The sequence below is a fragment of the Streptomyces sp. JLBJ103 genome (genome assembly GCF_058215575.1).
In genome coordinates, this window is record NZ_CM177089.1 from 700,668 (window position 1) to 724,754 (window position 24,087).

The 24,087-nt window shown below is 72.2% G+C and carries 22 protein-coding genes; 9 read left to right on the forward strand and 13 right to left on the reverse strand.

The features are described from left to right. The first annotated feature begins 36 nt into the window (after positions 1 to 36). Complete coding sequence (locus tag AC4BEG_RS02990) at positions 37 to 1,476, forward strand: GNAT family N-acetyltransferase (RefSeq protein WP_490704348.1); 1,440 nt, start codon at positions 37 to 39, stop codon at positions 1,474 to 1,476. Here AC4BEG_RS02990 and AC4BEG_RS02995 read toward each other — a convergent pair. Next, entirely contained in the window at positions 1,394 to 2,623 is a 1,230-nt protein-coding gene (locus AC4BEG_RS02995) for a trans-sulfuration enzyme family protein (protein ID WP_490704349.1), read from the reverse strand. The genes AC4BEG_RS02990 and AC4BEG_RS02995 overlap by 83 nt on opposite strands. Positions 2,624 to 2,682: 59 nt before the next feature. On the opposite strand from AC4BEG_RS02995, the gene AC4BEG_RS03000 reads away from it, so the two are divergent. Together AC4BEG_RS03000 and AC4BEG_RS03005 are read left to right on the forward strand one after the other, a co-directional pair. Then, a complete protein-coding gene (locus AC4BEG_RS03000) occupies positions 2,683 to 3,174 on the forward strand; it encodes an Lrp/AsnC family transcriptional regulator (RefSeq protein ID WP_490704350.1) in 492 nt (163 codons plus the stop codon). Between the two features lie 90 nt (positions 3,175 to 3,264). Next, positions 3,265 to 4,947 carry a DUF885 domain-containing protein gene (locus tag AC4BEG_RS03005; RefSeq protein ID WP_490704351.1) on the forward strand — a complete coding sequence of 561 codons (1,683 nt, stop codon included), beginning with the start codon at positions 3,265 to 3,267 and terminating at the stop codon, positions 4,945 to 4,947. 206 nt (positions 4,948 to 5,153) lie between these two features. Here AC4BEG_RS03005 and AC4BEG_RS03010 read toward each other — a convergent pair whose 3' ends face one another. The 3 genes from AC4BEG_RS03010 to AC4BEG_RS03020 form a co-directional block, all read right to left on the reverse strand. Continuing rightward, on the reverse strand, positions 5,154 to 8,441 hold the full coding sequence (locus AC4BEG_RS03010) for an AAA family ATPase (RefSeq protein ID WP_490704352.1): 3,288 nt from the start codon (positions 8,439 to 8,441) through the stop codon (positions 5,154 to 5,156). Beyond that, positions 8,438 to 9,826: an exonuclease SbcCD subunit D gene (locus tag AC4BEG_RS03015; RefSeq protein ID WP_490704353.1), complete on the reverse strand. Its 1,389-nt coding sequence runs from the start codon at positions 9,824 to 9,826 to the stop codon at positions 8,438 to 8,440. The genes AC4BEG_RS03010 and AC4BEG_RS03015 overlap by 4 nt, the downstream gene beginning before the upstream one ends. Positions 9,827 to 10,182: 356 nt before the next feature. Next, positions 10,183 to 10,809, reverse strand: coding sequence for a YigZ family protein (locus AC4BEG_RS03020; protein WP_490704354.1), 627 nt, complete (start codon positions 10,807 to 10,809; stop codon positions 10,183 to 10,185). A 201-nt stretch (positions 10,810 to 11,010) separates the two neighbouring features. Between AC4BEG_RS03020 and AC4BEG_RS03025 the strand changes: the two genes are divergently transcribed. Then, positions 11,011 to 11,418 (forward strand): CoA-binding protein, encoded by a 408-nt coding sequence (locus AC4BEG_RS03025; protein WP_490704355.1) that lies wholly within the window; start codon positions 11,011 to 11,013, stop codon positions 11,416 to 11,418. A gap of 33 nt (positions 11,419 to 11,451) precedes the next feature. Here the strand turns inward: AC4BEG_RS03025 and AC4BEG_RS03030 are convergent, their stop codons facing one another. Together AC4BEG_RS03030 and AC4BEG_RS03035 are read right to left on the reverse strand one after the other, a co-directional pair. After that, the gene (locus AC4BEG_RS03030; RefSeq protein ID WP_490704356.1) at positions 11,452 to 12,006 is read right to left on the reverse strand and encodes a YbaK/EbsC family protein; all 555 of its coding nucleotides are present in this window, start codon (positions 12,004 to 12,006) and stop codon (positions 11,452 to 11,454) included. A gap of 43 nt (positions 12,007 to 12,049) precedes the next feature. Then, positions 12,050 to 12,622 carry a helix-turn-helix domain-containing protein gene (locus AC4BEG_RS03035; RefSeq protein ID WP_490704357.1) on the reverse strand — a complete coding sequence of 191 codons (573 nt, stop codon included), beginning with the start codon at positions 12,620 to 12,622 and terminating at the stop codon, positions 12,050 to 12,052. A gap of 102 nt (positions 12,623 to 12,724) precedes the next feature. Between AC4BEG_RS03035 and AC4BEG_RS03040 the strand changes: the two genes are divergently transcribed. Beyond that, the gene (locus tag AC4BEG_RS03040) at positions 12,725 to 13,591 is read left to right on the forward strand and encodes an EamA family transporter (RefSeq protein WP_490704358.1); all 867 of its coding nucleotides are present in this window, start codon (positions 12,725 to 12,727) and stop codon (positions 13,589 to 13,591) included. Positions 13,592 to 13,689: 98 nt separating this feature from the next. Here the strand turns inward: AC4BEG_RS03040 and AC4BEG_RS03045 are convergent, their stop codons facing one another. Beyond that, positions 13,690 to 14,466 carry an alpha/beta hydrolase gene (locus AC4BEG_RS03045; RefSeq protein ID WP_490704359.1) on the reverse strand — a complete coding sequence of 259 codons (777 nt, stop codon included), beginning with the start codon at positions 14,464 to 14,466 and terminating at the stop codon, positions 13,690 to 13,692. Positions 14,467 to 14,604: 138 nt separating this feature from the next. Here AC4BEG_RS03045 and AC4BEG_RS03050 point away from each other — a divergent pair, with 138 nt between their 5' ends. Beyond that, positions 14,605 to 15,156 carry a gamma carbonic anhydrase family protein gene (locus AC4BEG_RS03050; protein WP_201879360.1) on the forward strand — a complete coding sequence of 184 codons (552 nt, stop codon included), beginning with the start codon at positions 14,605 to 14,607 and terminating at the stop codon, positions 15,154 to 15,156. A 57-nt stretch (positions 15,157 to 15,213) separates the two neighbouring features. On the opposite strand, the gene AC4BEG_RS03055 is transcribed toward AC4BEG_RS03050, so the two are convergent. Next, positions 15,214 to 15,882: a DedA family protein gene (locus tag AC4BEG_RS03055; RefSeq protein ID WP_490704360.1), complete on the reverse strand. Its 669-nt coding sequence runs from the start codon at positions 15,880 to 15,882 to the stop codon at positions 15,214 to 15,216. A 181-nt stretch (positions 15,883 to 16,063) separates the two neighbouring features. Continuing rightward, positions 16,064 to 16,516 carry a DUF4442 domain-containing protein gene (locus AC4BEG_RS03060; protein WP_490704361.1) on the reverse strand — a complete coding sequence of 151 codons (453 nt, stop codon included), beginning with the start codon at positions 16,514 to 16,516 and terminating at the stop codon, positions 16,064 to 16,066. An 84-nt stretch (positions 16,517 to 16,600) separates the two neighbouring features. Here AC4BEG_RS03060 and AC4BEG_RS03065 point away from each other — a divergent pair, with 84 nt between their 5' ends. Further along, positions 16,601 to 17,680: a DUF8017 domain-containing protein gene (locus tag AC4BEG_RS03065; RefSeq protein ID WP_490704362.1), complete on the forward strand. Its 1,080-nt coding sequence runs from the start codon at positions 16,601 to 16,603 to the stop codon at positions 17,678 to 17,680. Positions 17,681 to 17,737: 57 nt separating this feature from the next. Beyond that, on the forward strand, positions 17,738 to 19,090 hold the full coding sequence (locus AC4BEG_RS03070) for an MFS transporter (protein ID WP_490704363.1): 1,353 nt from the start codon (positions 17,738 to 17,740) through the stop codon (positions 19,088 to 19,090). Here AC4BEG_RS03070 and AC4BEG_RS03075 read toward each other — a convergent pair. The 4 genes from AC4BEG_RS03075 to AC4BEG_RS03090 form a co-directional block, all read right to left on the reverse strand. After that, the gene (locus AC4BEG_RS03075; RefSeq protein WP_490704364.1) at positions 19,069 to 20,247 is read right to left on the reverse strand and encodes a glycoside hydrolase family 113 protein; all 1,179 of its coding nucleotides are present in this window, start codon (positions 20,245 to 20,247) and stop codon (positions 19,069 to 19,071) included. The genes AC4BEG_RS03070 and AC4BEG_RS03075 overlap by 22 nt on opposite strands. A 256-nt stretch (positions 20,248 to 20,503) precedes the next feature. Next, on the reverse strand, positions 20,504 to 21,349 hold the full coding sequence (locus tag AC4BEG_RS03080) for a spermidine synthase (protein WP_490704365.1): 846 nt from the start codon (positions 21,347 to 21,349) through the stop codon (positions 20,504 to 20,506). Between the two features lie 232 nt (positions 21,350 to 21,581). Further along, positions 21,582 to 22,763, reverse strand: a complete 1,182-nt coding sequence (gene tuf / locus AC4BEG_RS03085; RefSeq protein ID WP_490704366.1) for an elongation factor Tu — start codon at positions 22,761 to 22,763, stop codon at positions 21,582 to 21,584. 96 nt (positions 22,764 to 22,859) lie between these two features. Next, the gene (locus AC4BEG_RS03090) at positions 22,860 to 23,036 is read right to left on the reverse strand and encodes a hypothetical protein (protein WP_201879539.1); all 177 of its coding nucleotides are present in this window, start codon (positions 23,034 to 23,036) and stop codon (positions 22,860 to 22,862) included. A gap of 313 nt (positions 23,037 to 23,349) precedes the next feature. Between AC4BEG_RS03090 and AC4BEG_RS03095 the strand changes: the two genes are divergently transcribed. Further along, entirely contained in the window at positions 23,350 to 24,084 is a 735-nt protein-coding gene (locus AC4BEG_RS03095; protein WP_490704367.1) for a TVP38/TMEM64 family protein, read from the forward strand. Positions 24,085 to 24,087 lie beyond the last annotated feature (3 nt).

Sequence of the window (24,087 nt, forward strand, 5' to 3'; positions counted from 1 at the left end):
GTGATCAGGCAACACCCTTGCGCGAAGGTGTTTTCCATGACCTCTCGAGCGAACGTCCCACGCCCTTCCCGCCGCCCCTCCCGCCGCCCCTCCCGCCACCTCCGTCACTGGCGGCGTGAACTGGTGGCGCTGGCCGCCTTGTTCACCGCGGTGGCGGTCGCCGACGCCGCGGCCGGCACGGTCGTCCACGGCCCGGACGGGGCGCTGCTGCTCATCACGTCATCCGTGACCCTGCTCGCCATGACCGCCTTCCACCTATGGTGGTCACGACGCCATGGCCATACGCCACCGGACGACTCACCCTCGCCCACCGACAGCGCACCGACCGCCGCCCCCGCGGCCACCCCGGAGACCGAACGGCCGGAGACCACCGCGCTGTGGCGGATGCGCACCACCGTCCAGGACGAGCCCGGCACCCTGGCCGCGCTGTGCGCGGCGCTGGCCAGGCACCGGGTCGACATCCTCGCGCTCCAGACCCATCCGCTCGGCGACGGAACGGTGGACGAACTCCTGCTGCGCTCCCCCGAGGCCCTGCCCGCCGCCGAGTTGACCCGCGCGGTCACGGCCGGGGGCGGCAGCGACACCTGGATCGAACGGGCCGACACCCACGATCTCGTGGACGCCCCCACCCGGGTACTGACCCTGGCCACCCGCACCGCGCTGGATGGCGCGGAACTCCCGCTGGCCCTACGGCAGTTGCTGGGCCGCTGCACCATCCACTCTCTGCCCGCCAAATCCCTCACCGGCCGCCGTCTGGACGGCACCCCGCCGGTCGAGGGGGCGCTGGAGGAGACCGTGATGCGGCTGCGCGATCCGTCCGGTGGCGCGATCACCATCGAGCGGCCGTATCTGCCGTTCACCCCGACGGAGTTCGCCCGGGCCCGCGCCCTGGTGGAGCTGGACGCCCGGCTCGGCCCGCGCGTCCCGCACCGCAGCGATGTGCTGACCCTGCCCGAGGGCAACGAGATCACCGTGCGCCGCGCGGACACCGGCGATCTGCCCGCTGCCCGCGCGATGCACGGCCGCTGCTCCTCCGCGACGCTCGGTCGTCGCTACCACGGCCCGATCGGCGACGCCGACCGCTATCTGACCCATCTGCTCAGCCCCCGCTTCGGCCGGACGCTGGCCGCCTACACCGCCTCCGGGCGGCTGGTGGCCCTCGGCCATCTGCTGTGGGACGGGGACGAGACCGAGGTCGCGCTGATCGTCGAGGACGACTGGCAGCGGCGTGGTGTCGGCGGCCGACTGCTGCGACGCCTGGTGGCGATGGCCGCCGAGACCGGATGCGAGAGCGTCTACGCCGTCACCCAGTCCGCCAACACCGGCATGGTGGCGGCCATGCGCTCCCTGGAACTGCCGCTGGACTACCAGATCGAGCAGGGCATCCTGGTGATCACCGCCCGGCTCCGCCCGGTACCGGCGCCCGCTCCGGCTCCGACGCCGCTTCCGGCGCCCGCCCGGCCGCACGGCCACTGAGCGCCCGGTCCAGATCGGCCCACAGGTCCTCGACGTCCTCCAGGCCGACCGACATCCGCAGCAGCCGGTCGCTGATCCCGTTCGAGTGCCGGTCCCCCTCGGCCACGATGCGGTGGCTGATGGAGCCGGGGTGCTGGATCAGGGTGTCGACACTGCCGAGGCTGACCGCCGGGGTGATCAGCCGGACCCCGGCGATCACCTCGTGCGGGTCGCCGTGGGTCTCGAAGGCCACCATCGCGCCGCCCAGCCGCGGATAGTGGACCCGCTCCACCCGCGGGTCGGCGGCCAGCCGCCGCGCCAGCTCCTCGGCGGTCGCCGAGGCCGCCCGCATCCGCACCGGCAGCGTGGACAGACCGCGCAGCAGCAGATAGCCCGCGAGCGGATGGAGCACCCCGCCGGTCGCGAACCGCACCTGGCGCAGCGACCGCGCGAACTGCTCGTCACAGGCGATGACCCCGCCGAGCACATCGCCGTGCCCGCCGAGGTACTTCGTGGCGCTGTGCAGGACCACGTTCGCGCCCTGTTCGGCCGGGCGCTGGAGGACCGGGGTGGCGAAGGTGTTGTCGGCGAGCAGCGGCACCGTGCCGCAGGAGTGGGCGATGGCCCGCAGATCGAGCTCGCGCAGGGTCGGGTTGGCCGGGGACTCGACCACCACCAGACCGGTGTCCGGGCGGATGGCCTCGGCCACTCCGGCCGGATCCACCCAGGTCACCTCGGTGCCCAGCAGCCCGGCGTCCAGGAGGTGGTCACTGCATCCGTACAGCGGACGGACCGCGATCACATGTCGCAGCCCCTGTGCCACCCGCACCAGCAGACAGGCGCTGAGCGCCGCCATCCCGCTGGCGAACGCGACGGCGCTCTCGGTGCCCTCCAGCCGGGCGAGGGCGGTCTCGAAACGGGCGACGGTCGGGTTGTCGAGCCGGGCGTAGACGGGCGGACCGTCCGGCCGGGCGCCGGTGGTGGCGAAGTCGTCGATCCGGGCGGCCTCATGGCGGCTGTCGTACGAGGGGTAGGTTGTCGACAGGTCCAGCGGCACGGCGTGCAGTCCCATGGCCGCGAGATCCTCGCGGCCGGCGTGGACGGCCTCGGTGGCGAGTGCGTGGCTCCCACCGTTCCGCATGCTCTCCGTGGTCTCCGTGAAGTCCATGGGTGAAGAGTGAACAAACGCCGATTCAATCCGACTGATGTTCGTGCTACGTTCGGCCGATGGCCGAAACTGTCGCTCTCGATCCGGTGGATCTCCAGATTCTGCGGCTCTTGCAGAACGACGCCCGGACCACCTATCGCGACCTCGCAGCACAGGTGGGTGTCGCCCCCTCGACCTGTCTGGACCGGGTCACCCGGCTGCGACGGTCAGGAGTCATTCTCGGCCATGAGCTCCGGCTCGACCCCGCCAAGCTGGGGCGCGGCCTGGAGGCGCTGCTCTCCGTACAGCTGCGACCGCACCGCCGTGAGCTGGTCGGACCGTTCGTCGAACGGATCCGGGCGCTGCCCGAGTCCCGGGCGCTGTTCCACCTCGCCGGGCCCGACGACTACCTGGTGCATGTCGCGGTCGCCGACACCGCCGATCTCCAGCGGCTGGTGCTGGACGAGTTCACCTCACGCCGTGAGGTGACCCGGGTGGAGACCCGGCTGATCTTCCAGCAGTGGGAGTGCGGACCGATGTTGCCCCCGGCCCCCGGTGGCCCATCGGCCTAGCGCCCCATCCGGCCACCTGGACCGGCGGGTTCAGGTATGTCACGGATAATGCTGCTGACGCCGTGGCCCCGCTCGTACGAGGATGGCCGCATGTCCGATACCAAGAGCGCTCCGCTGCCCCGTGACGTCGCCGACGCGTATGTCGACGCCCTCATCGAACTCGACCCGATCACCGGCACCTACATGGGCGTTCCCGAGAGCTCCCGCCGCCTCCCGGACTTCTCCCCGGCCGGCGCCGAGGCCCTCGCCGAGTTGGCCCGCACCACGCTGGACCGGCTGACCGAGGCCGAGGCGCGGCCCGGCGCGGACAGCGACGCCGAGCGGCGCTGCGCCCGGCTGCTGCGGGAGCGGCTGACCGCGGAGCTCGCGGTCCACGACGCCCATGAGGAACTGCGGGCCGTCAGCAATCTGCACTCCCCGCTCCACTCGGTGCGCGGCATCTTCACCGTGATGCCCACCGGGACCGAGGACGACTGGGCGGCCATCGCGGCCCGGCTGCGCGCCGTACCGGCCGCGCTCGAGGGCTACCGCGCCTCGCTCGCCGAGGGGCTGCGCCGGGAGCTGCCCGCCGGGCCCCGGCAGGTGGCCACCGTGCTGGAGCAGCTGACGGAGTGGATCGGCACCGACGGCGGCTGGTTCGCGGAGTTCACCGCGGGCGGTCCGAAGGAGCTGCGCGAGGAACTGGACGAGGCGGCGGCGGTGGCCACCGGCGCGCTGGTCACCTTCCGCGACTGGCTGCGCGATGGGTACGCCCCGGCCGTCGAGGGCGCCCCGGACGTCGTCGGGCGCGAGCGCTACCGCCGCTGGGTCCGGATGTGGAACGGCACCGACCTCGACCTGGACGAGGCGTATGCCTACGGCTGGTCGGAGTTCCACCGCATCCACGCCGAGATGCGCACCGAGGCCGAGAAGATCCTCCCCGGCGCCACCCCGTGGGAGGCGCTGCGCCACCTCGATGAGCACGGCACCCATATCGAGGGCGTCGAGGAGACCCGGGTCTGGCTCCAGGAGCTGATGGACGAGGCCATCGAGAAACTGGACGGCACCCACTTCGACCTGGCCGAACGGGTCAAGCGGGTCGAGTCGATGATCGCCCCGCCCGGCGGTGCCGCGGCCCCGTACTACACCCAGCCGTCGGTGGACTTCTCCCGCCCCGGCCGGACCTGGCTGCCCACCATGGGCGAGACCCGCTTCCCGGTCTACGACCTGGTCTCCACCTGGTACCACGAGGGCGTCCCGGGCCACCACCTCCAGCTCGCCCAGTGGACCCACGTCGCCGACCAGCTCTCCCGCTACCAGGCCACCGTCGGCATGGTCAGCGCCAACGCCGAGGGCTGGGCGCTGTACGCGGAGCGGCTGATGGACGAGCTGGGCTTCCTCTCCGACGCGGAGCGGCGGCTGGGCTACCTGGACGCGCAGATGATGCGGGCGCTGCGGGTGATCGTCGACATCGGGATGCATCTGGAGATGGAGATCCCCGCCGACTCCCCCTTCCACCCCGGCGAGCGGTGGACCCCGGAGCTGGCACGGGAGTTCTTCGGTCTGCACTGCGGCCGCCCCGCCGAATTCCTCGACAGTGAGCTGGTGCGCTACCTCGGTATGCCGGGCCAGGCCATCGGCTACAAGTTGGGCGAGCGCGCCTGGCTGACGGGGCGCGAGGCGGCCCGCAAGGCCCACGGCGACGCCTTCGACGCCAAGAAGTGGCACATGGCGGCGCTGTCGCAGGGATCGCTGGGGCTGGACGACCTGGTCGAGGAGCTGTCGGCGCTGTGACGTCCGGGCGGTACGCGTAGCGGGAAGGGACGGCCCGGCCGGAAACGGTTTGTGGCCCGGCCGTCCCTCTTCCCAGGGTCCGTCGCATGGCCCCGTCTTCCTCTTCTCCGGCGGTCAGGGAGTCGGGCTGCCGCTTCATCACGACGGATCTCGCACGGCGTGAGCTGTGCGCCGGGGCGGCTCGGCACCGGTGGACCGCGTCGTGCTCAGACGCCCGCCGCCGTGTGGTGGCGCACGGCCGATCCGCGACGGCCCTTGACGATCTCCAGCCGCGCCGGGATCCGCCCGCGCAGATCCGCGACATGGCTGACGATGCCGACCGTGCGGTCGCGCTCGCGAAGCGAGTCCAGGACGTCCAGGACCTCGTCGAGGGTCTGCTCGTCCAGGCTGCCGAAGCCCTCGTCGATGAAGAGGGTGTCCAGGCGGACCCCGCCCGCCTCGTCCGTGACGACGTCGGACAGCCCCAGCGCCAGCGCGAGCGAGGCGAAGAAGGTCTCTCCGCCCGAGAGGGTGGCGGTGTCCCGTTCCCGGCCCGTCCAGGCGTCGATGACGTGCAGACCGAGGCCGGACCTGCCACGGCCGCTGGAGCGGGCGTCGGAGTGGACCAGGGTGTAGCGCCCGGCGGACATCCGTGCCAGGCGTACGCTCGCCGCCGCCGCGACCTGCTCCAGGCGGGCGGCGAGCACATACGCCTCGAGCCGCATCTTGCGCTCGTTGTCGGCGGCGGTGCCCGCCGTGAGCGTGGCGAGGCGGGCGACGCGGTCGTACTCCTCGCGCAGCGGGGCGATCCGGCGGGCGTCGGTGACCGCCTGTTCCGACAGCGCGTCCAGGTCCACACAGCGGGCGCGGGCCGCGGCGTCCGCGGCCGAGACATCGCGCAGCGCCTGGGTGGCCGCCTCCGCGGCGGCGCGTGCCGACGCCGGGTCGGCGGGGGGCGTCCGCGCGGCGGCCAGCACCCGTTCGTCGGCCAGTTCCGCCGCGACGGCCGCGGACTCCGTCTGCCACCGCTCGATACGCAGCCGCGCCTCGCGCTGCCGCTCGGGCGACAGGACGGCGCTCGCGGCGGCCTGGGGGGTGTCGAAACCCGCGCGGTAGGCGGCGTCGGCGAGCCGGGCGTCGGCCTCCTTCAGCCTGCGCGCGGCGGATTCGGCAGCGAGCGCCGCCTCGGCGGCGCGTGCGAGCAGCCCGGCCTGCCGCTCCAGCCGCCCGGCGCGTTCCGCCACGGTGGCGGCACCGTCCCGGGCCTGCTCCAACTCGGTGAGCAGCACGGCGCGTTCACGGAGCAGCGCTTCACGGTGCGAGGTGCGCGCGGAGGCCCGGCGCTCGGCCTCCTGCCGCTGGTCGAGCCGCCGTTCGTACTCGCGCTCGGCCCGGTCCAGGGCCTCCCGGGCGGGGTGGCCGTCCGCCGCCGCGTCGCGGGCCCCGGCGAACGCCGACCGCACCTCGGTGACGGCGCGGGCGAGTTCACCGGCCTCGCCGCCCTCCGCGGTCGCCTCGGCGCCCGCGAGGGTTTCGCACAGCCCGTGGAGAACGCGCTCGGCCTCCTCGCGGTGCGCCTCGGCCCGCTGGTACTCCTCCAGCGCGGTTTCCTCGGCGGCCCGGTCGACATGTCCGTCCCCCGGGCGCGCCGGGTCCGGGTGTTCGGCCGATCCGCACACCGCACAGGGCTCCCCCGCCCGTAGCCCGGCGGCGAGTTCGGCGGCGATTCCGCGCAGTCGCCGCTCCTTGAGGTCGAGCCAGGTCCGCTGCGCGGCGGTGGCGCGCTCCCGGGACCGGAGCCGGTTCTCCCGCGCCTCCTCGGCCTCCCCGGTGAGCCGGTCCCGCTGCCGGGCCGCCTCCAACCGCCGCTCGGCGGGCTCGATCTGGCCACGGAGCTGTTCGGCCCGGGTGGCGGCTTCCTGGGCGGTGTCGATACGCCGCTGATGCGCCGCGCGGGCCGTCTCCCACCCGGCGAGCCAGTCGGCGGCCTCGGCGAGCGCCTCGTCGTCGGCGCGCGCCTCCCGGTCGAGCGCGGCGATCTCGTCGGCCACGGCCTCGGCCCGCCGCTCACCGCGCCGCGCGGCGGCCAGGGACCCGAGCTCTTCGCGCAGCCGCCGCTCCACCCGTGCCAATGAGGCGGCGTCGGCCTCGGAGAGGGGGGAGGGGACGCGGTGGTGGTCGGCCGGGGCGGACGGGGATGGTCGATCGGCGTCTTCCGGACTCGTCCCGGTACCGCCCCCGGGGTGCGCCGTACCAGCCGCATGGCTCTCCGGCGCGTCCGCGATGCGCCGCGATCCGTCGGGGCTGGCCACCGCCTCGGCCGGGAACTCACCCTCGCCCGGCGGGCGTTGGCCGGGGATCTCGGGGGTGGCGGAGCGGCGGAGTGTCGCCGTCAGGGCGTCGAGGTCCGGCTCGGCGGCGAGGTGGGCGCGGGCGGCGCGTTCGGCGGAGGCGGCGGCGCGGTGCTCGTGTTCGGCGGCGGTGCGCAGCTCGAGGGCGGGGGCGACCGCGTCGGCCGCGCGGGCCCGCTCCAGCCGCTGGTGCACCATGTCGCGCTCGGCCCGCTGTCGTTCGAGGTCGTCCGCGCGGTGCCGGGCCTCGGCGTGGCGGTGCTGCAACTGGGCTCGTTCGCGCTCGGCGTCGGCCGCGCGCTGAGCCGCGTCATGGGCGTCCTCGGCGGCCCGCACCGCGGCGAGCGCGATGTCGCGCTGCTCGCGCGCGCCGGTGCGGGCGAGGGCGGCCCACTCCAGGACCGCGTCGGCCAGCCCCGGTGCGCCGGGGGCGAGTTCGGGGAGCGGCCGGCGCTCGAGGTCGGGGGCGGCGCCCGCCGCCTGTGCCATCCGGTGGGCGAGCGCGAGAAGCCGTTCGTCACCGCCGATGACCCGCTTCTCGGCGGCCCGCCGCAGCTCCGCGAGCCGTTCCTCGACGGCGGCGAAGCGGCCGGTGTCGAACAGCCTGCCCAGCAGCTTGCCGCGCGCCATCTCGTCCGCGCGCAGAAAGCGCGCGAAATCGCCCTGCGGCAACAGCACCACCTGGCAGAACTGCTCCCGGCTCATACCGAGCAGCTGCCCGATCTCCTCGCCGATCTCCTGGTGCGAACGGCTGAGCGCCTTCCACTCCCCCGTACCCCCGCCGGGCCCCGTCCCGGGCACGTACTCGCGCAACAGGCTCTGTGCCTTGCTCCGTGTGGTGCCGGTGCCCCGTTTCTTGGGGCGGGGCTGCTCAGGGCTCCGGGTGATCTCCAGGCGCCGTTCGGCGACGGTGAGTTCGAGGACGACCTCGGTCGGGGTGAACGGATCGGCGTGGTCGCTGCGCAGGGACGGCCCGCTGCCCTGCCGGGCCCCGGGAACCTGCCCGTACAGGGCGTAGCAGACCGCGTCCAGGACCGAGGTCTTGCCCGCGCCGGTCGGGCCGTGGAGCAGGAACAGCCCGGCGGCGGACAGTTCGCCGAAGTCGACCTCCTGGGTGCCGCCGAAGGGGCCGAAGGCGGTGACGGACAGCCGGTGCAGCCTCATCGCGCCACCTCCGCGCCACCGCGCCCGGTGCCCCGTCCGGCGCCGCTCTCTTCGGTCCGTACGGCTTCGAGCGCGTCGCCGAGCACCGTGCGCTCCGCCGCGTCCGGGCCGCGTCCACCGCGCACATGGGCCACGAAGTCCTCGGCGATCTGCTGGTCGCCGCGGCCGCGCAGTCGCCCGGCGTAGGAGGCGAGCGGGTCCTCGGGGGACCGCTCGGGGTCGAAGGCGAGGGCGAGGATATGCGGGAAACGCCGCGTCAGCCGGGCCATCGGCTCCTGCGGACGGACGGCGTCGGTGAGCGTCGCCTCGACCCAGGCGTGCTCGTGCCGGGCGAGGCCGGGGTCGGCGAGCAGGTCCTCGATACGGCCGCGGATCCGGGCCAGCGGCCGGGGTACGGGGCAGTCCACGCGCTCGGCGGACAGCGCGGCGCCCCCCGGAGCGGCCGGGTTCGCCGCTCCCCCGGCGCCCAGGTCCTGTCCTGTCGATCTTCGTGGATCAGGCCGCGGCGTCTGGTGCCGTGGATCGCAAGGCGGAGGGTCGTCCTCGTACTGGGCGCACTCAGAAGATCCCGACAACGCGGCGAGGCGCGGTGCCAGGCGCCGCGGGCCCGCGAAGATCGGCAGGACAGGGCCTAGTTCCACCAGCCACATGGACTTGCGGTGGGTGGTCTCGGAGAAGGAGTACGCGAGCGGTGAGCCCGAGTAGCGGATCCGCTCCGTGATGGCCTGACAGCCGTGCAGATGCCCGAGCGCCACGTAGTCGACGCCGTCGAAGACCTCGGCGGGGACGGAGGCGACACCCCCGACGGTGATGTCCCGCTCGCTGTCGCTCACCGCGCCCCCCGTGACGAAGGCATGGGCGAGGACAACGGAGCGGGTACCGGGGGGCCGCCCGGCGAGATCGGCCCGCACCCGGCGCATGGCGGCCTCCAGCACCGCGGTGTGTCCGGCGGCCGGGGCGTCCAACGCCTCGCGCACCAGGCGGGGTTCCAGATAGGGCAGACCGTAGAAGGCCACCTCGCCGTGGTCGTCACCGAGGACGACGGGGGTGGCGCAGCCGGTGGGATCGGTCCGCAGATGGATACCGGCACGCTCGATCAGCCCGGCGCCGACGCCGAGCCGACGGGCGGAGTCATGGTTGCCGGAGATCATGACGGTGGGCACACCGAGCTCCGCGAGACGGTGCAGGGCGTCGTCGAAGAGTTCGACGGCGGCGAGCGGCGGCACCGCGCGGTCGTAGATATCACCCGCGACGAGAACGGCGTCGACCTGTCGCTCCCGCACGGTGGTGACCAGGTGGTCGATGAACTCGCGCTGTGCGGCGAGCAGGTTCACCCGGTGAAAGGACCGCCCGAGATGCCAGTCGGAGGTGTGCAGAATTCTCACTGTTCATCCCCGCCCCGCACGTTTTGCCCTTCCCCCGCCCCATTGGCCTCGGTCACGATCACGCCCGCACCGACTGCGCGGTACGGGCAACGACCACCGTATCCACGATCGGCTCCCCGTCGGTAACGGGGTCCGCACCTTTCCCGCCCGTGTCGCCGTGGGGAGCCGTGGGGATCCGTGGGGAGCCGTCAGCCGGAGGGGGATTGGGGGGCGAGGGAAATGCGCCCGGGGCAATTGCCGATCGACGCTTTTCCAGGCCGCTCCATGAAGCGCGCGTTCAGCAATTCGCGGCCGCGCTCGGAACGTTACAAAAATGGGCGGGCGCGGACGACGCGCACCCGTATGCCGCCCCGGCCCTACGCGTCCTGGTACGCCTCGCCGCCCAGCACCATGACGGCGGTCCCGGCGGTGGTGTCCGCCAGCCAGGCGCGGAAGGTCTCCACCTCCGCCTCGGGCAGGCCCACCTCGATCGTCACGTCCTCGGCATAGCGCACATCGCGCACCGCCCGCCCGGTGGCGCGCAGATCGTTCTCCAGCTTTCCCGCCCGCTGGTGGTCGACGGTGACGGTAACCAGCCGGAAGCGCTGCCGGACAACGGTGCCCAGCGCGTCCAGCGCCTCGCCGACCGCTCCGCCGTAGGCGCGGATCAGCCCGCCCGCGCCCAGCTTCACACCACCGTAGTAGCGGGTGACGACGGCCACCACATAGCGCGCCTCCCGGCGCACCAGCATCTGGAGCATTGGGACGCCCGCCGTGCCACCCGGCTCGCCGTCGTCACTCGCCTTCTGCACCCCGCCGTCGGCGCCGATGACATAGGCGAAGCAGTTGTGCGTGGCGGTGGGGTGCTCCTTCCGGACGCGCTGGATGACGTCCTGCGCCTCCTGCTCGTTCGCGGCGGGCGCGAGCGAGCAGATGAAGCGTGACTTGTTGATCTCGATCTCATGCGCGCCCGCGCGGGCGACCGTCCGGTACCGCTCCTGCATCCGTCCACCCTATGCGCACCGGGGAGCGGCGCCCGGGGACCGCCCACCGAACGCGTAGCCGGCCCCGCGCCTGGGCCACCGCTACCGCTCCTGACCTGCCCGCCGGGGAATCTCCGGGCGCCGGGCGCCGTTGACGTGCGAAGAGCTGTTGGAACAGGCCGTTCCAGCACCCCACTCAGCACCCCACTCCAGGAGGCACGTATGTACGGCGACCCGGCGACGGTCCGCAGGATCCTCACGGAGCTGGGTGACACCTGGGCCGTGGTGGGGCTCTCCGCCAACCAGGAGCGCGCGGCCTACGGGGTCGCCGGGATCCTCCAGCGCTTCGGCAAGCGGATCGTGCCGGTGCACCCCAAGGCCGAGACGGTGCACGGCGAGCGGGGCTACGCCTCGCTCGGCGAGATCCCCTTCCCGGTCGATGTGGTCGATGTGTTCGTGAACTCCGGGCTGGCGGGCGGCATCGCGGACGAGGCGGTGACCATCGGGGCCAAGGCCGTCTGGTTCCAGCTGGGTGTGATCGATCCGGACGCGTACGAGCGCACCCGGGCCGCCGGTCTGGAGATGATCATGGACCGCTGCCCGGCCATCGAGATCCCCCGGCTGGACTGAACCCCGGCGACTCAGCCGGAGCGGGTGGACGGCTCAGAGGCCGAGCCCCTCCAGCACCACCGCGCCCGGCAGCCCGGCGAGCAGCTTGCCCGGCACGATGAGCTTGCCGCGGCGGCTGCCGCTCCCGATGACGGCGTAGGGGATGTCGGCGACGGCGGCGTCCACCAGCAGCGGCCAGTCGGCGGGCAGACCGATGGGGGTGATGCCGCCGAACTCCATCCCGCTCTCCCCGGTCGCCGTCTCGATCGGGGCGAACGACGCCTTCCGGGCACCGAGATGACGGCGGACCACACCATTGACGTCCGCGCGGGTGTGGGCCAGCACCAGAGCGGCGGCGAGGGTGACGGCGCCGCCCCGTTTGCCCGCCACGACCACGCAGTTGGCGGACTGCTCCAGCAGCCATGAGCCGTAGGTCTCAACGAGTACGGCGGTGTCGGCCCGGTCCGGGTCCGTGTCCACATAAGCCACCCGGTCCACCGGCTCGGTGCCGCGCCAGTCGCGCAGGGCGGCGGCGACGGGGGCGGTCAGCAGGTCCAGGCACTCGACGGCGGGGCGGACGTCGTCGAAGGCATCCATCGGCGTGCTCATGCGGTCAAGCTAACAGCCGGAGGCGGGCAGCGGAGCCCCGGTCTCAGCGGGCGGGCGGGACCGACACCGCCATGGTCATCGCCACCGGGACCTCGCCGTCGTTGCGGTAGGTGTGCGGGGTGTTCGCCTCGAAGGCCGCCGAGGTCCCGGCCGGAACGGTGTGCTCCGCGCCGCCCGCCACCAGGGTCAGCACCCCCGCCGTCACATGCAGCAGTTCGAAGGTGCCCGCGGGGTGCGGATCGGAGTCGCTGCCCTCGCCGGGCATCAGCCGCCACTCCCACAGCTCCAGCGGCCCGCGCGCCTCGGTGCCGATGAGCAGCGCGGTGTAGCTGCCCCCGTCGGTGGCCCACATCCGCACCGCCTGGTCGGCGGGGACGAGGTTCACCTGTGACCCCTGCTCGTAGTCGAGCAGGGTGGTGATGCTCACCCCGAGGGCGTCGGCCAGCTTCACGGTGGTGCCGACACTGGGGTTGGTACGGGCCTGCTCAATCTGGATGATCATGCCTCGGCTGACCCCGGCGCGGGCGGCGAGGGCGTCGAGGGTGTAGCCGCGTTCATTGCGCCAGCGCTTGAGATTGCGGGCGAGCGACTGCGTGAGCTGATCGAGGTCCGTCACGGTCCGGATGTCCGTCCAATATTTTGAATGGCGTAGTCGAGCGCGTTGAACTACGGTGAGGTGTACTCCCACGTCCATCACACTGTACGGCGAGGTTCCACCATGTCCGCACTCTTCGCTCTTGCCACCAGTCTGCTCTGGGGGCTGGCCGACTTCGGCGGAGGGCTGCTCACCCGACGGATGCCCGCGCTCACCGTGGTCGTGGTCTCGCAAACCATCGCGGTGGCGGTCCTGGGCGCCATCGTGGTGGCCACCGGCGGCTGGTCCGAGGCCGGGCCGCAGCTGTGGTTCGCGGCCGCGGCGGGTGTGGTCGGACCGGCCGCGATGCTCTGCTTCTACCGAGCCCTCGCGCTCGGCCCGATGGGCGTGGTCTCCCCGCTCGGGGCGCTGGGCGCGGTGGCGGTGCCGCTGGGCGTGGCGCTGGTGCTCGGCGAGCGGCCGGGGGTGCTCCAGATCGCCGGGATCGTGGTGGCGGTGGCCGGAGTTGTCCTGGCGAGCGGACCGCAGACCGGCGGTGCGCCCGTCCAGCGGCAGACCCTGCTGCTCACGCTGGTCGCCGCGCTCGGCTTCGGCTCGGTGATGGCGCTGATCGCGGAGGCGTCCGCCACCCTCACCGGGCTCTTCCTCGCCCTGTTCGTCCAGCGGGTGTGCAATGTGGTGGTCGGCGGCACCGCGCTGTACGCCGCCGTCCGGCGCGGAAACCCCGCGCTGCCCGAAGCGGGACTCGGCGTGGTGGGGGCGTCGCTTCCGGCGCTCGCCTTCGTGGGTCTGTCCGATGTCGCCGCGAACGGCACCTACAACCTGGCCGCCCACCACGGCCCGGTCGCCGTGGCCGCCGTACTCGCCTCCCTCTACCCCGTGGTGACCGCGCTCGCGGCCCGCGGTCTGCTCAATGAGCGGCTGCGTGCCGTACAGGCCGGCGGAGCCGGACTGGCCCTGGTCGGAACGCTGCTGCTGGCGACGGGCTGACCCGGGGTTCACCGACTCACCAGCGCCTCACCAGCCCCCGGGGGCGCCGATGTCACCGGCTCCCGAGCCTCAACTCCCGGTCCTTATCCTGGCCTTACTCACCCCACCAGTGCCCGGACGAACCGGCCGCGGTCCTCGGCGTGGTCACGGAACCAGGCGCCGAGCCAGTGCTCGGCGTCGGGCAGGACGAGGCGGGTGAGGTCGGAGCGCTCGGCCAGCGCGCCCGTGACGGCCTCGGTCACCTCCGGTGGGATGATCTCGTCCCGCGCGGGCACCGCGAGAACCGCCCGCGCGCGGTACGCGCGGAAGATGTCGAGGGCCGCGGAGGAGCGCCAACTGCCCGGGGTGCGGATGGTCTCGGTGAAGCCGGACCCGGCGCGGAACGGCACCGGCCAGGCGTCGCGGGCGTAGAGGGCCGGAGCGCACAGGCCGATCGCCCTCACCCGGGGACCGTAGTGGGCCAGCAGATCGGCGACCGTCTGACCGCTCATGCTGAACCCGATGAGGACCAGCTCATCGGTGGCGGGTACGCCCTGGTCGATCAGGGCACGGGCCTGGGCGCACCGCCGCTTCAGGCTCAATTCGCCCAGTTCGCCGGAGCTTTCGCCATGTCCGGAGAAGTCACAGGCCACGGCGCGACGGCCATGGGCGGCCAGCTCTCGCATCAGGCCGAGCATCCGCTCCTTGTCACTGGTCCCGGCGCCGTGCAGCACCACCGCGGTGGCACCCACCGCGGGGGCGGTGGGCTCGAAGGCGGCGCAGCCGAGCCTCTCGCCGTCGCCCTCCAGGAAGAACCGCCGCGGGGCGGTGTGGTCCTCCTGCCCCGGTATCTGCCGTCGGTCCTGTCCCTGTGCTACCGCGCCCGGTGTCTCCATGGACAGGAGGACGCATGATCGATTGCCCTGGTTCCGCCTCGGTTCCGCCGTGGTTCCGCCCTGGTTCCGGCGGTTCCGGTGGTCCGGGACGGGGGTACCGTGCCGGGGAGATGCTCAGACGGACCGAGGGGACATGCTGTGACGGAGCGGGCGTTGATCGCTGGTGTGGGCGGCAGGGAGCCGAAGGTCGACCCGGAGGCGTTCATCGCCCCGACCTCCGTGGTGATCGGTGAGGTGTCGGTGGGCCCGGAGGCGAGCATCTGGTACCACGCCGTGCTCCGCGGGGACACCACGCCGATCAGCGTGGGGGCGCAGAGCAATATCCAGGACAACTGCACCGTGCACGCCGACCCCGGGTTCCCGGCCACTGTCGGAGAGCGGGTGTCGGTGGGCCACAACGCGGTGCTGCACGGCTGCACCGTCGAGGACGATGTGCTGATCGGGATGGGCGCGACCGTCCTCAATGGCGCGCATATCGGAGCGGGCTCGCTGGTGGCCGCGCAGGCGCTGGTGCCACAGGGAATGCGGGTGCCACCGAACTCACTGGTGGCAGGGGTTCCGGCGAAGGTCCGGCGGGAGCTCACCGAGGAGGAGCGCGAGTCGATCCGGCTCAACGCGACGGGCTATGTCGAGCTGGCCCATCAGCACCGCGCGGCCGCTGAGGAGCGGGCACGGCAGGAAGGCCGGTGAGAGAGGGCGGCCCCGGGGCCGGGCGGCCCTGAGGCCATCTGGCCCCGGTCGTCGGCCTCAGTCGGCGGCCGGGACGGGCTTCGGCTCGGCCGCCTCGGGCCCGGCCTCGGTGACCGCCGTCGCCTTGGTCTTCTTCGACCGCCACTTCATGACGAGCATCGAGCAGAGGCCGAAGAGCAGGGCGGCCACCAGACCGAGCCAGGAGAAGCGCTTGAGCCAGTCCTCCGCGACCTTGCCGACGGAGTATATGACCGCGGTGGTGCCGCCCGCCCAGATGATGCCGCCGAGCACATTGGCGATGAGGAACTTCCAGTACGGCATGCGCAGCACACCGGCGAGCGGGCCCGCGAAGATCCGCAGCAGGGCGATGAAGCGGCCGAAGAAGACCGCCCACATGCCCCACTTGTGGAAGGAGCGCTCGGCGGTGGCCACATGCTCGGCGCTGAAGTGCTTGGGGAATTTGCGCCCCAGCCACGCCAGGAGTGGTTCGCCGCCCTTCCGGCCGATCAGATAGCCGATGGAGTCGCCGATCACAGCCCCGGCGATGGCGCAGGATCCGAGGATGTAGGGGTTGATGTGGTCCTGGGAGGCCGCCAGCAGCGTCGCGCTGACGAGGATGATCTCCCCCGGAAGCGGGATGCCCAGGCTCTCCAGGCCGATGACCAAGCCCACAAGAAGATAGACGCTGATCGCGGGTACGCTCTCGAGCCATTCCTCGATGTGCAACGCCGGTTCCTCCCCGTGTGCCGATCCATACCGGGCGCGCACCGATTTTCGGCGCACGCCCGGGAAGCCTACTCAATGAGCGCGCGGTCGCCATCATCCCCAGGTCGTGGTCCGGGGCGCGTTTGCCTACTGCTGAGGACGGGCTTGACGTATGGCTGACGGACGCTTGCCGAGGGGCGCGTCAGGACTGCGGCCGCAGGGTCCACGTGATCGACATCTCGCCGGTCACCGCCCCGTCCTCACGAGTGATCTCGACGTTCACCGGGAATTCGGGACGCTCTCCGGCGTCCAGCTCGGCGATCACATCGGCGACCGGGCGGCCGAGCCGGGCCGTCGCGGTGACGGGGCCCATGGCCAGCTTCTTGAAGGAGATCTCGGAGCGCACGGCCAGCGGTACGGCGCGGGCGAGCTGGTCACCGAAGGCGGCCAGCACGATCGCACCGCTCGCGGACTCGGCGAGGGTGAACATCGCACCCGCATGCGGCCCGCCGACGTGGTTGTGGAAGTCCGGCTGGTCCGGCAGGCGCAGTACGGCACCTTCGGCCGTCGCCTCGACGATCTCCAGGTTCAGGGTGCGCACCATGGGCACGGTGGCAGCGAGCATCTCGCCGATGGACGGCGTGGTCTGTGACATACCCCGGAAGTTACCACTCGGTAGCAAAGCGAGGAAAGGGGCAGCCGTAGCCCCTGTCGGCACCCACCTTTATGGTTACTGCCCATGTGGCCAGGACAGCAGCCGCCCGGGGGCGAGCAGAACCCGCACGACCAGAACCCGTACCACCAGCCGGGGTATCACCAGCCCAACCCGTATCAGCAGCCCGGCTACCAACAGCCGAATCCGTATCAGCAACCGCCGCAGCAGCCCCAACCGGGCCAGCCCGGTCAGCCCGGTCAGCAGCAGCAGCCGGGCTACGGCGGGCCGCAGCAGCAGCCGCAGGGCTGGGGCGCCCCCTCCGCACCGCCCGGGGCACCTGAGCCGCCGCGCAAGAAGCGCTCGGCCACCATCGCGATCGTCACGGCGGTGGCGGTCGTGGCCGCCGCCACGGTCGCCGCTGTGCTGGTGCTGAACAAGAACGACAGCAAGGACGACCAGTCCAACGAGAGCGCCAAGAAGCCCGCCTCCTCGTCCGCCCCGGCCTCGTCGGACCCCACCGAGGACCCCGGAGCGGGACAGGAGGACGACAATCCGCGCGACGGCGGCAGCGTCAAGCCCGTCATACCCGGCTGGAAGACGGTGGTCAGCGCCAAGCGGCACAACGCCTTCGACGTGCCCGCGAATTGGGGGGTCCAGTCTTCCGGGCTGAGCATCGGTTTCGAGGACGACAAGGGCAAGCCGCTTGTCGCCATGTCCGCCCCGGGCATTTACAAGAAGGACTACTGCACGGTCAAGCGTGAGGGCGGCTACGAGAACAAGCCCGATGCCGCCGCGGCGGGCTCCAAGGGCGCCCAGGGAGCCAAGAGCGAGGCGTCCGCCGCCCGGATCGAGGCGGGCAACTGGGTCTTCTCCGCCTTCGACCAGGAGAAGACCGGCACCCTCAAGGTCAGCAAGGCCAGGAAGTTCACCAGCGAGCACGGACTCAAGGGCTACACCGCCTCGGCCACGGTCACCGGGGTGAAGAAGACCGACAAGTGCAGCACGGACGGAAAGTCGGTGACCGTCAGCTACACCGACACCAATGGTGACTTCGCGACCTGGGTGCTCTACTCCGTCAAGGGCACCAAGAACGAGGTACCGGACGCGACCATCAAGAAGATCATGAGCAGCCTGCGTCCGCTGAAGTCCGAGACCGGCTTTTGATCGCCCTGGCCGAATCTCGGTTGGACGCCGGGGCCTGCCCCCAGGGATAGTCCGCTCGTGACCACTCCCCCGGCCCCGCGCTCCCCATCCCGCCGCCCCCAGTGGGCCGGACGCAACTACACACTGCTGACCGCCGCCGCCGTAGCGACGGGCCTCGGAAACGCCGGGGCCCTCATCGCGGCGGCGTTCGCGGTGCTCGACGCCGGTGGGGACAGCGGCGACGTCGGTCTGGTGGCCGCTGCCCGCACGGTGCCGCTCGTGGTGTTCCTGCTGATCGGCGGGGCGCTGGCGGACCGGTTGCCCCGGCACCGGGTGATGGTCGCGGCCAACGCCCTCAACTGCCTGTCCCAGGCGGCCTTCGCGGCCCTGGTGCTGTCCGGTGAGGCACAGCTGTGGCAGATGGCCCTGCTCTCCGCGATCGGCGGCACCGGCCACGCCTTCTTCTCCCCCGCCGCCGAGGGCATGCTGCTGTCCAGCGTCACCAGCGAACAGGCGGGCCGTGCCTTCGCGTTCTTCCGGATAGGGGTGAACGGCGCGCAGATCGGTGGCGCCGCTCTCGGTGGCGCGCTCATCGCCATCGTGGGCCCCGGCTGGATGCTGGTCGTGGACGCCGCCGCCTTCGCCGTCGCGGGCTCGCTGCGCGCCTTCCTCGATGTCAGTGGAGTCCCCCCGCGGGAGTCCGGGAGCGGGATGCTGGCCGATCTGCGCGATGGATGGCGGGAGTTCGCCACCCGGCCCTGGCTGTGGAGCATCGTGCTGCAATTCTCCGTGGTCAACGCCGTGGTGGGCGCGGCCGACGCGGTCTACGGTCCGCTGGTCGCCGAAGAGCATCTGGGCGGCGCCCGGCCCTGGGGCTTCGCCCTGGCGGCGTTCGGCGCGGGCACCGTACTCGGCGGAGTGCTGATGACGCGCTGGCGTCCGCGCCGTCTGCTGCTCGCGGGCACCCTGTGTGTCCTGCCCCTCGCCATGCCGTCCGCCGCGCTCGCCATCCCGCTTCCGGTGCCGGTGCTGGCGGTGGTCATGTTCATCAGCGGGGCGTCGATCGAGGTGTTCGGTGTGTCCTGGATGACCGCGCTGCACCAGGAGATCCCCGAGCACAAACTCTCGCGGGTCTCGGCCTACGACATGCTGGGCTCGATCGCCTTCCTCCCTGTGGCCATGGCCCTCGCCGGCCCGGCGGAGAACGCCTTTGGCCGGACGGCCTCGCTGTGGGGCTGCGCGGCACTGATCCTGCTGCTGACCCTGGCGGTGCTGACCGTGCCGGACATCCGCCGACTGCGGCGGCGTGAATCGGAGCCCGTCGCCCAGGGAGCCGTTACCGAGGCGCCCGCCGCCGAAGAGACCGCCGCCGAGGGGCCGCTCGCCCCCGGCCCCGCGGCGGCCGAGGGTCAGCACCGCACCCTGCCGTAGTGCCGCGCCAGTGCGTGGAAGGCCTCCTTCGGCTCCCAGTGCCAGTGGGCGGTCGGCTCCTCAGCTGTCTTCCAGATCGCCTTCACGAGGCTGTAACTGGCCATGTCGAGGTCGTAACGCGGCTGATGCCGGTGCGGGGCGTCCGGGGTGACAAATTGGTACACCAGCGCCGCATACAGATTCATCGATTCGAAGACATCGACCAGATCGGTGAGATAGGCGGCCTGGGTGCGCTCGCTGCGGACCAGGTCGCCGATGATCTCGGGGGGCTCCTTGTCGTAGTCGACCACGTCCCATCCCATACCGCCCTTTTCCGGGGCTCCTTGGAAGGTGCAGGTGCCGAACTCCGAGACGACCACCGGCTTGCCCCACCGCCGGTACTTCGCCAGCTCCCGGACATGATCGTCCCGCCGGGCGAAGGACGCGTAGTAGTTGACGCTGACCAGGTCGAACAGATCCCAGTCCACCTCTTCGTCCTGCGCCGCGCCGTATGTCAGCTTGCCGTGGAAGACGGACCTGCCGACCTTCGCCGCCCGCTCGGTGAACGAGCGCAGCTCCCGCATCATCTTCTTCAGGTCGACGTTTCCGCTCGTCAGGTTCTTGATGCGCTCCACGGCATTGGCACCGGGAACAATGCCCGGCACGAAGAGCATGAACTCAGCCCCGACGCTGAGATGAACCTCGGCCCCCTGGCGCCTCAACCGCTCGGCATGTCGGCCCGTTTCGGCCAGATGGTCAAGGATCTCCCGCTGCGGAACATCCGCCAGCCGCGGCTGGAGCCACACATGCAGCCCGCGCTCCGCGGCCTCCGACGATGTGGCGGCGAGCCGCTCGACACCGGTGCCGAAGACCGAGACCGAGCTCGCGTGGAGCTGGTCCCTGATCGCCCGCAGGTCATGGCGCATCCGCGTGGCATTCCACCCCGTGAACGGTGTCTCTCCGTCGATGATTTCGTAGGACACCCCGCGATACGTCAGCCCCCGCCGGCCGCTCGTCCCGCCCGGCGCCGGTCCCGGGGCCGAGGCCCCGGCCGCTTCGGGCGCCCCGGCCGCCCTCGCCCCGCCTCCCGTCAGCAGCGGCCCCATCGCTCCCGCGACACCGACCGCTCCCGCCCTGGCCAGAAATCCGGCCCTGCTGATCTCCTTGCCGCCCATCATCGCTCCCCCGCATGCCGTTCGCTGTGCCGTTCATGTCGTCCATCCACCGCGGCGTCCTCGGCGCCGCGGCATGACTCCACTCTGGCAATCGGCGGTACGCGCTGTCGTCGGCCAAAGGTCTGCGCCCCGGCGACGGAGGTATGAACCCGCCCTCCCGGAAAGCGACTTAGGTAGCGCCTCGGACAGCGCCCGACGTGATGCGGCGGCTTTCGCCGACGGACGGAACGGAAAGAACGGAAGGAACAGTCCGCGAGGATCAGCCCACGCTGAAGGCACCGCCCGGTGGTTCGGGCGACGGCACCGCCTCGGCGTCCGCCACCGGGGCCGCCCCGCCCGTGAAACGCTCCAGCGCCTCCCCGTACTCCACACGGGCCGGAAAGGCGTCGGCGGCGGTGCGGCGGGCCAGCACGGCGACCGGCAGCTCACTGCGGGAGGCCACCAGCACGGTGTTGCCGAACCGCCGGCCGCGCAGCACCGCGGGCTCGGCGATCAGGCACAGATGCGGGAACACCACCCGCAGCGAGGCCAGTTGGGAGCGGAGGAAGCCGAAGGGCGCTCCGTCGGCCAGATTCGCCGTGTACCGGCCGCCCCGCCGCAGCACCCGGGCGGCCGCGTGGGCGTACTCGACCGAGGTGAGATGCGCGGGCACCCGGGAACCGCCGAAGACATCGGCGATGATGACGTCGGCGGAGGCCTCGGGCGCGGCCTCCAGGGCGGTCCGCGCGTCCGCGCGGCGCACCGTGATCCCCGACGCGGGCGGCAACGGCAGATGTTCGTCGACCAGTTCCAGCAGCCCGCGGTCGGCCTCGATCACTTCCTGACGCGAACCGGGACGGGTCGCGGCCAGATAGCGCGGCAGGGTGAGCGCCCCGCCGCCGAGGTGCAGGACATCGAGCGGGGTGCCGGGGTCGGCCGTCTCGTCGAGAACGTGCGCCAGCCGTTGCGCGTACTCGAACTCGAGGTGTGTGGGGTCGTCCAGGTCGACATAGGACTGCGGGGCGTCGTCCACCGTGAGCAGCCAGGCGTGCGGCCGGTCGAGGTCCGGCATCAGCTTGGCGGTGCCGCCGTCCACGGCGCGGATCACGGGTATGGGCTCGTCCACGCTCTCATTGTGCCGGGCCGGATGCCCTGCCGCGGCCCGGCGGCCATCCGCTCGGCTCGCCTCGGCCCGTTCCCGCTCGCTCCTGCCCGCTCCTGCTCGCTCCTACCTGTTCTGGCCCGTTCTCGCTCGGCCTCCTCTCGGCTCTCGACCGTTTCCCTTCGTTCCTGCCCGCGGCTGATCCGCCCGCGCCCCCGTCATCGCGCGGGGCGCGGGCGGATCCCTCACCGGTGCGTCACGGCCGGTCGGAGACCGTGGTCACGGTCCCCGCGCCCACCGTGCGGCCGCCCTCGCGGATCGCGAAGCCCAGCCCCGGCTCCAGCGGCAGGGCACGGCCGAGCTCGACCGCCATGGTGACGGTGTCTCCGGGGCGCGCCACACCCGTGAGCCCGAGGTCCACATCGCCGACCACATCCGCCGTACGGATGTAGAACTGCGGCCGATAGCCGGTGGACACCGGCGTACGCCGCCCGCCCTCGTCCGTCGACAGGACGTAGACCCGCGCGGTGAAGTGCCGCCGGGGCACCACGCTGCCGGGCGCCGCGACCACATGGCCACGGCGCACCGCGTCGCGCGGCACACCGCGCAGCAGCAGCGCGACATTGTCGCCCGCCTCCGCGACCTCCATCGGTTTGCCGAAGGTCTCGACGCCCGTGACGACGGTCGCCACCTCCGCGCCGAGCACCTCGACCCGGTCGCCCACGCGCACCGTGCCGCGCTCGATGGCACCGGTGACCACTGTGCCGCGCCCGGTGATGGTCAGCACGTTCTCCACCGGGAGCAGGAACGGGGCGTCGGTGTAGCGCACCGGCGTCGGCACATAGAAGTCCACGGCGTCCAGGAGCGCCTCGATCGCGCCGGTCCAGCGCGGGTCGCCGTCCAGCGCCCACAGTCCGGAGACCCGTACGACGGGGGTGCTCTCACCGGGGTAGCCGTGCGCCGACAACAGGTCGCGCACCTCGAGCTCGACCAGGTCGGTGAGCTCGGGGTCGCCCGCGTCGGCCTTGTTGAGGGCGACCACGATGTGGTCGACGCCCACCTGGCGGGCGAGCAGTACGTGCTCGGCGGTCTGCGGCATGACACCGTCGAGCGCGGAGACCACGAGGATCGCGCCGTCGAGCTGGGCCGCACCGGTCACCATGTTCTTGATGAAGTCGGCATGGCCGGGCATGTCGACATGGGCGTAGTGCCGGGTCTCGGTCTCGTACTCGACGTGGGCGATGTTGATGGTGATACCGCGCTCGGCCTCCTCCGGCGCCCGGTCGATGCGGTCGAACGGCACATAGGTGCCGCCGGAGCCGCGCTCGCTGAGCACCTTGGTGATGGCGGCGGTCAGGGTGGTCTTGCCGTGGTCGACATGGCCCATGGTGCCGATGTTCAGATGCGGCTTGGTGCGCACATACGTCTGCTTGGACATGCGGGCAGTTCCTCCTCGGAACAGCAGTGGAAACGCGGACCCCAGGGCCTGTCCGACCCTCCCCTTGCGGGATCCGTCGGAGTTGTCCGAGGAGGGTCAGCTTCGTGCGCCGTCGAGGCAGGCGGGAGTCGTGACAAGGGCGAGGGCCACTGCGGCGATGGCCGCCATGGCGGCGGCCGTGCTCACGGGCGGAGGAACAGCGGCAGCCTTCGGCGCGTCCGCGAGGGCGGACGTCGGCGGGAGGAAGGCGTACCGGAACATGTCGTTGATCATTGCGCACCGTACGATCCGCGTCGAATGGTTTTCGGGGCGCGTGGGAACGGTGTGCCGGAAATCAACTTCCGGTGCTGTGGAGTTCGTTGTGCCGGTCATGACCGGCGACCGGACACGCGCGACGGACGCCTCACGCACGACCGCCGAACGCCTCACGCACGACCCACGAACACCTCACGAACAGCCGACGAAGGCGACGAAGGCCACCAACAGCCGACGAACGGCCAACGGCCGGCCGACGATCGACCGACAGTCCTCCGACGAGAGGACGACATCACAGCGTCCGCCTCATCCGGTCGGTTAGGCTCCCCCGATGCTCGATGTCGCCGTCCCCTCCCCGAAACCGGCCGTGCGCCGCGCCCGCGCGGTACTGCTGTCGCCGTGGTCGCGGCTTGCGCTGCTCGCCGCGCTGCTGGTGGGTTCGGCGGCCTCGGTCTGGATGTGGCAGCCGCACCGGCTACTGGCGCACGGCTGGCCGCCCCAGCTGTCCGGCCCGGCGGCCGTGGTCCTGTTCACCGTCGCGTACGGGCTGTGCACCGCCGCACTGGTGCCGCGGCCACTGCTGAATCTGGCGGCGGGTGCGCTCTTCGGCTGGCAGGCCGCACTGGCCGCGGCCGTCGCCGGGACGGTGATCGGCGCCGGAATCGCCTTCGGTCTGGGCCGGCTGCTGGGCCAGGACGCGCTGCGCCCGCTGCTACGGGGCCGCTGGCTGACCTCGGCCGACCACCAGCTGAGCCGTCATGGCTTCCGGTCGATGCTCGCGATCCGGCTCTTCCCCGGCATACCGTTCGCCGCCGCGAACTACTGCGCCGCGGTGTCCCGGATGGGGTGGCTGTCGTTCCTCCTGGCGACCGGCCTCGGCAGTGTGCCGAACACCGCCGCGTATGTCGTGGCGGGCAGCCATGCGACCACCCCCACCTCCCCCGTCTTCCTCATCGCGATGGCGTGCATCGCCGTTCCCGCGCTGGCCGGTGTGGTCGTGGCATGGCGCAAGCGCGGCGGACCGCGGATCCCGCGCACCGCCGGGAGCGCCACGCCGCACGCCTGACCC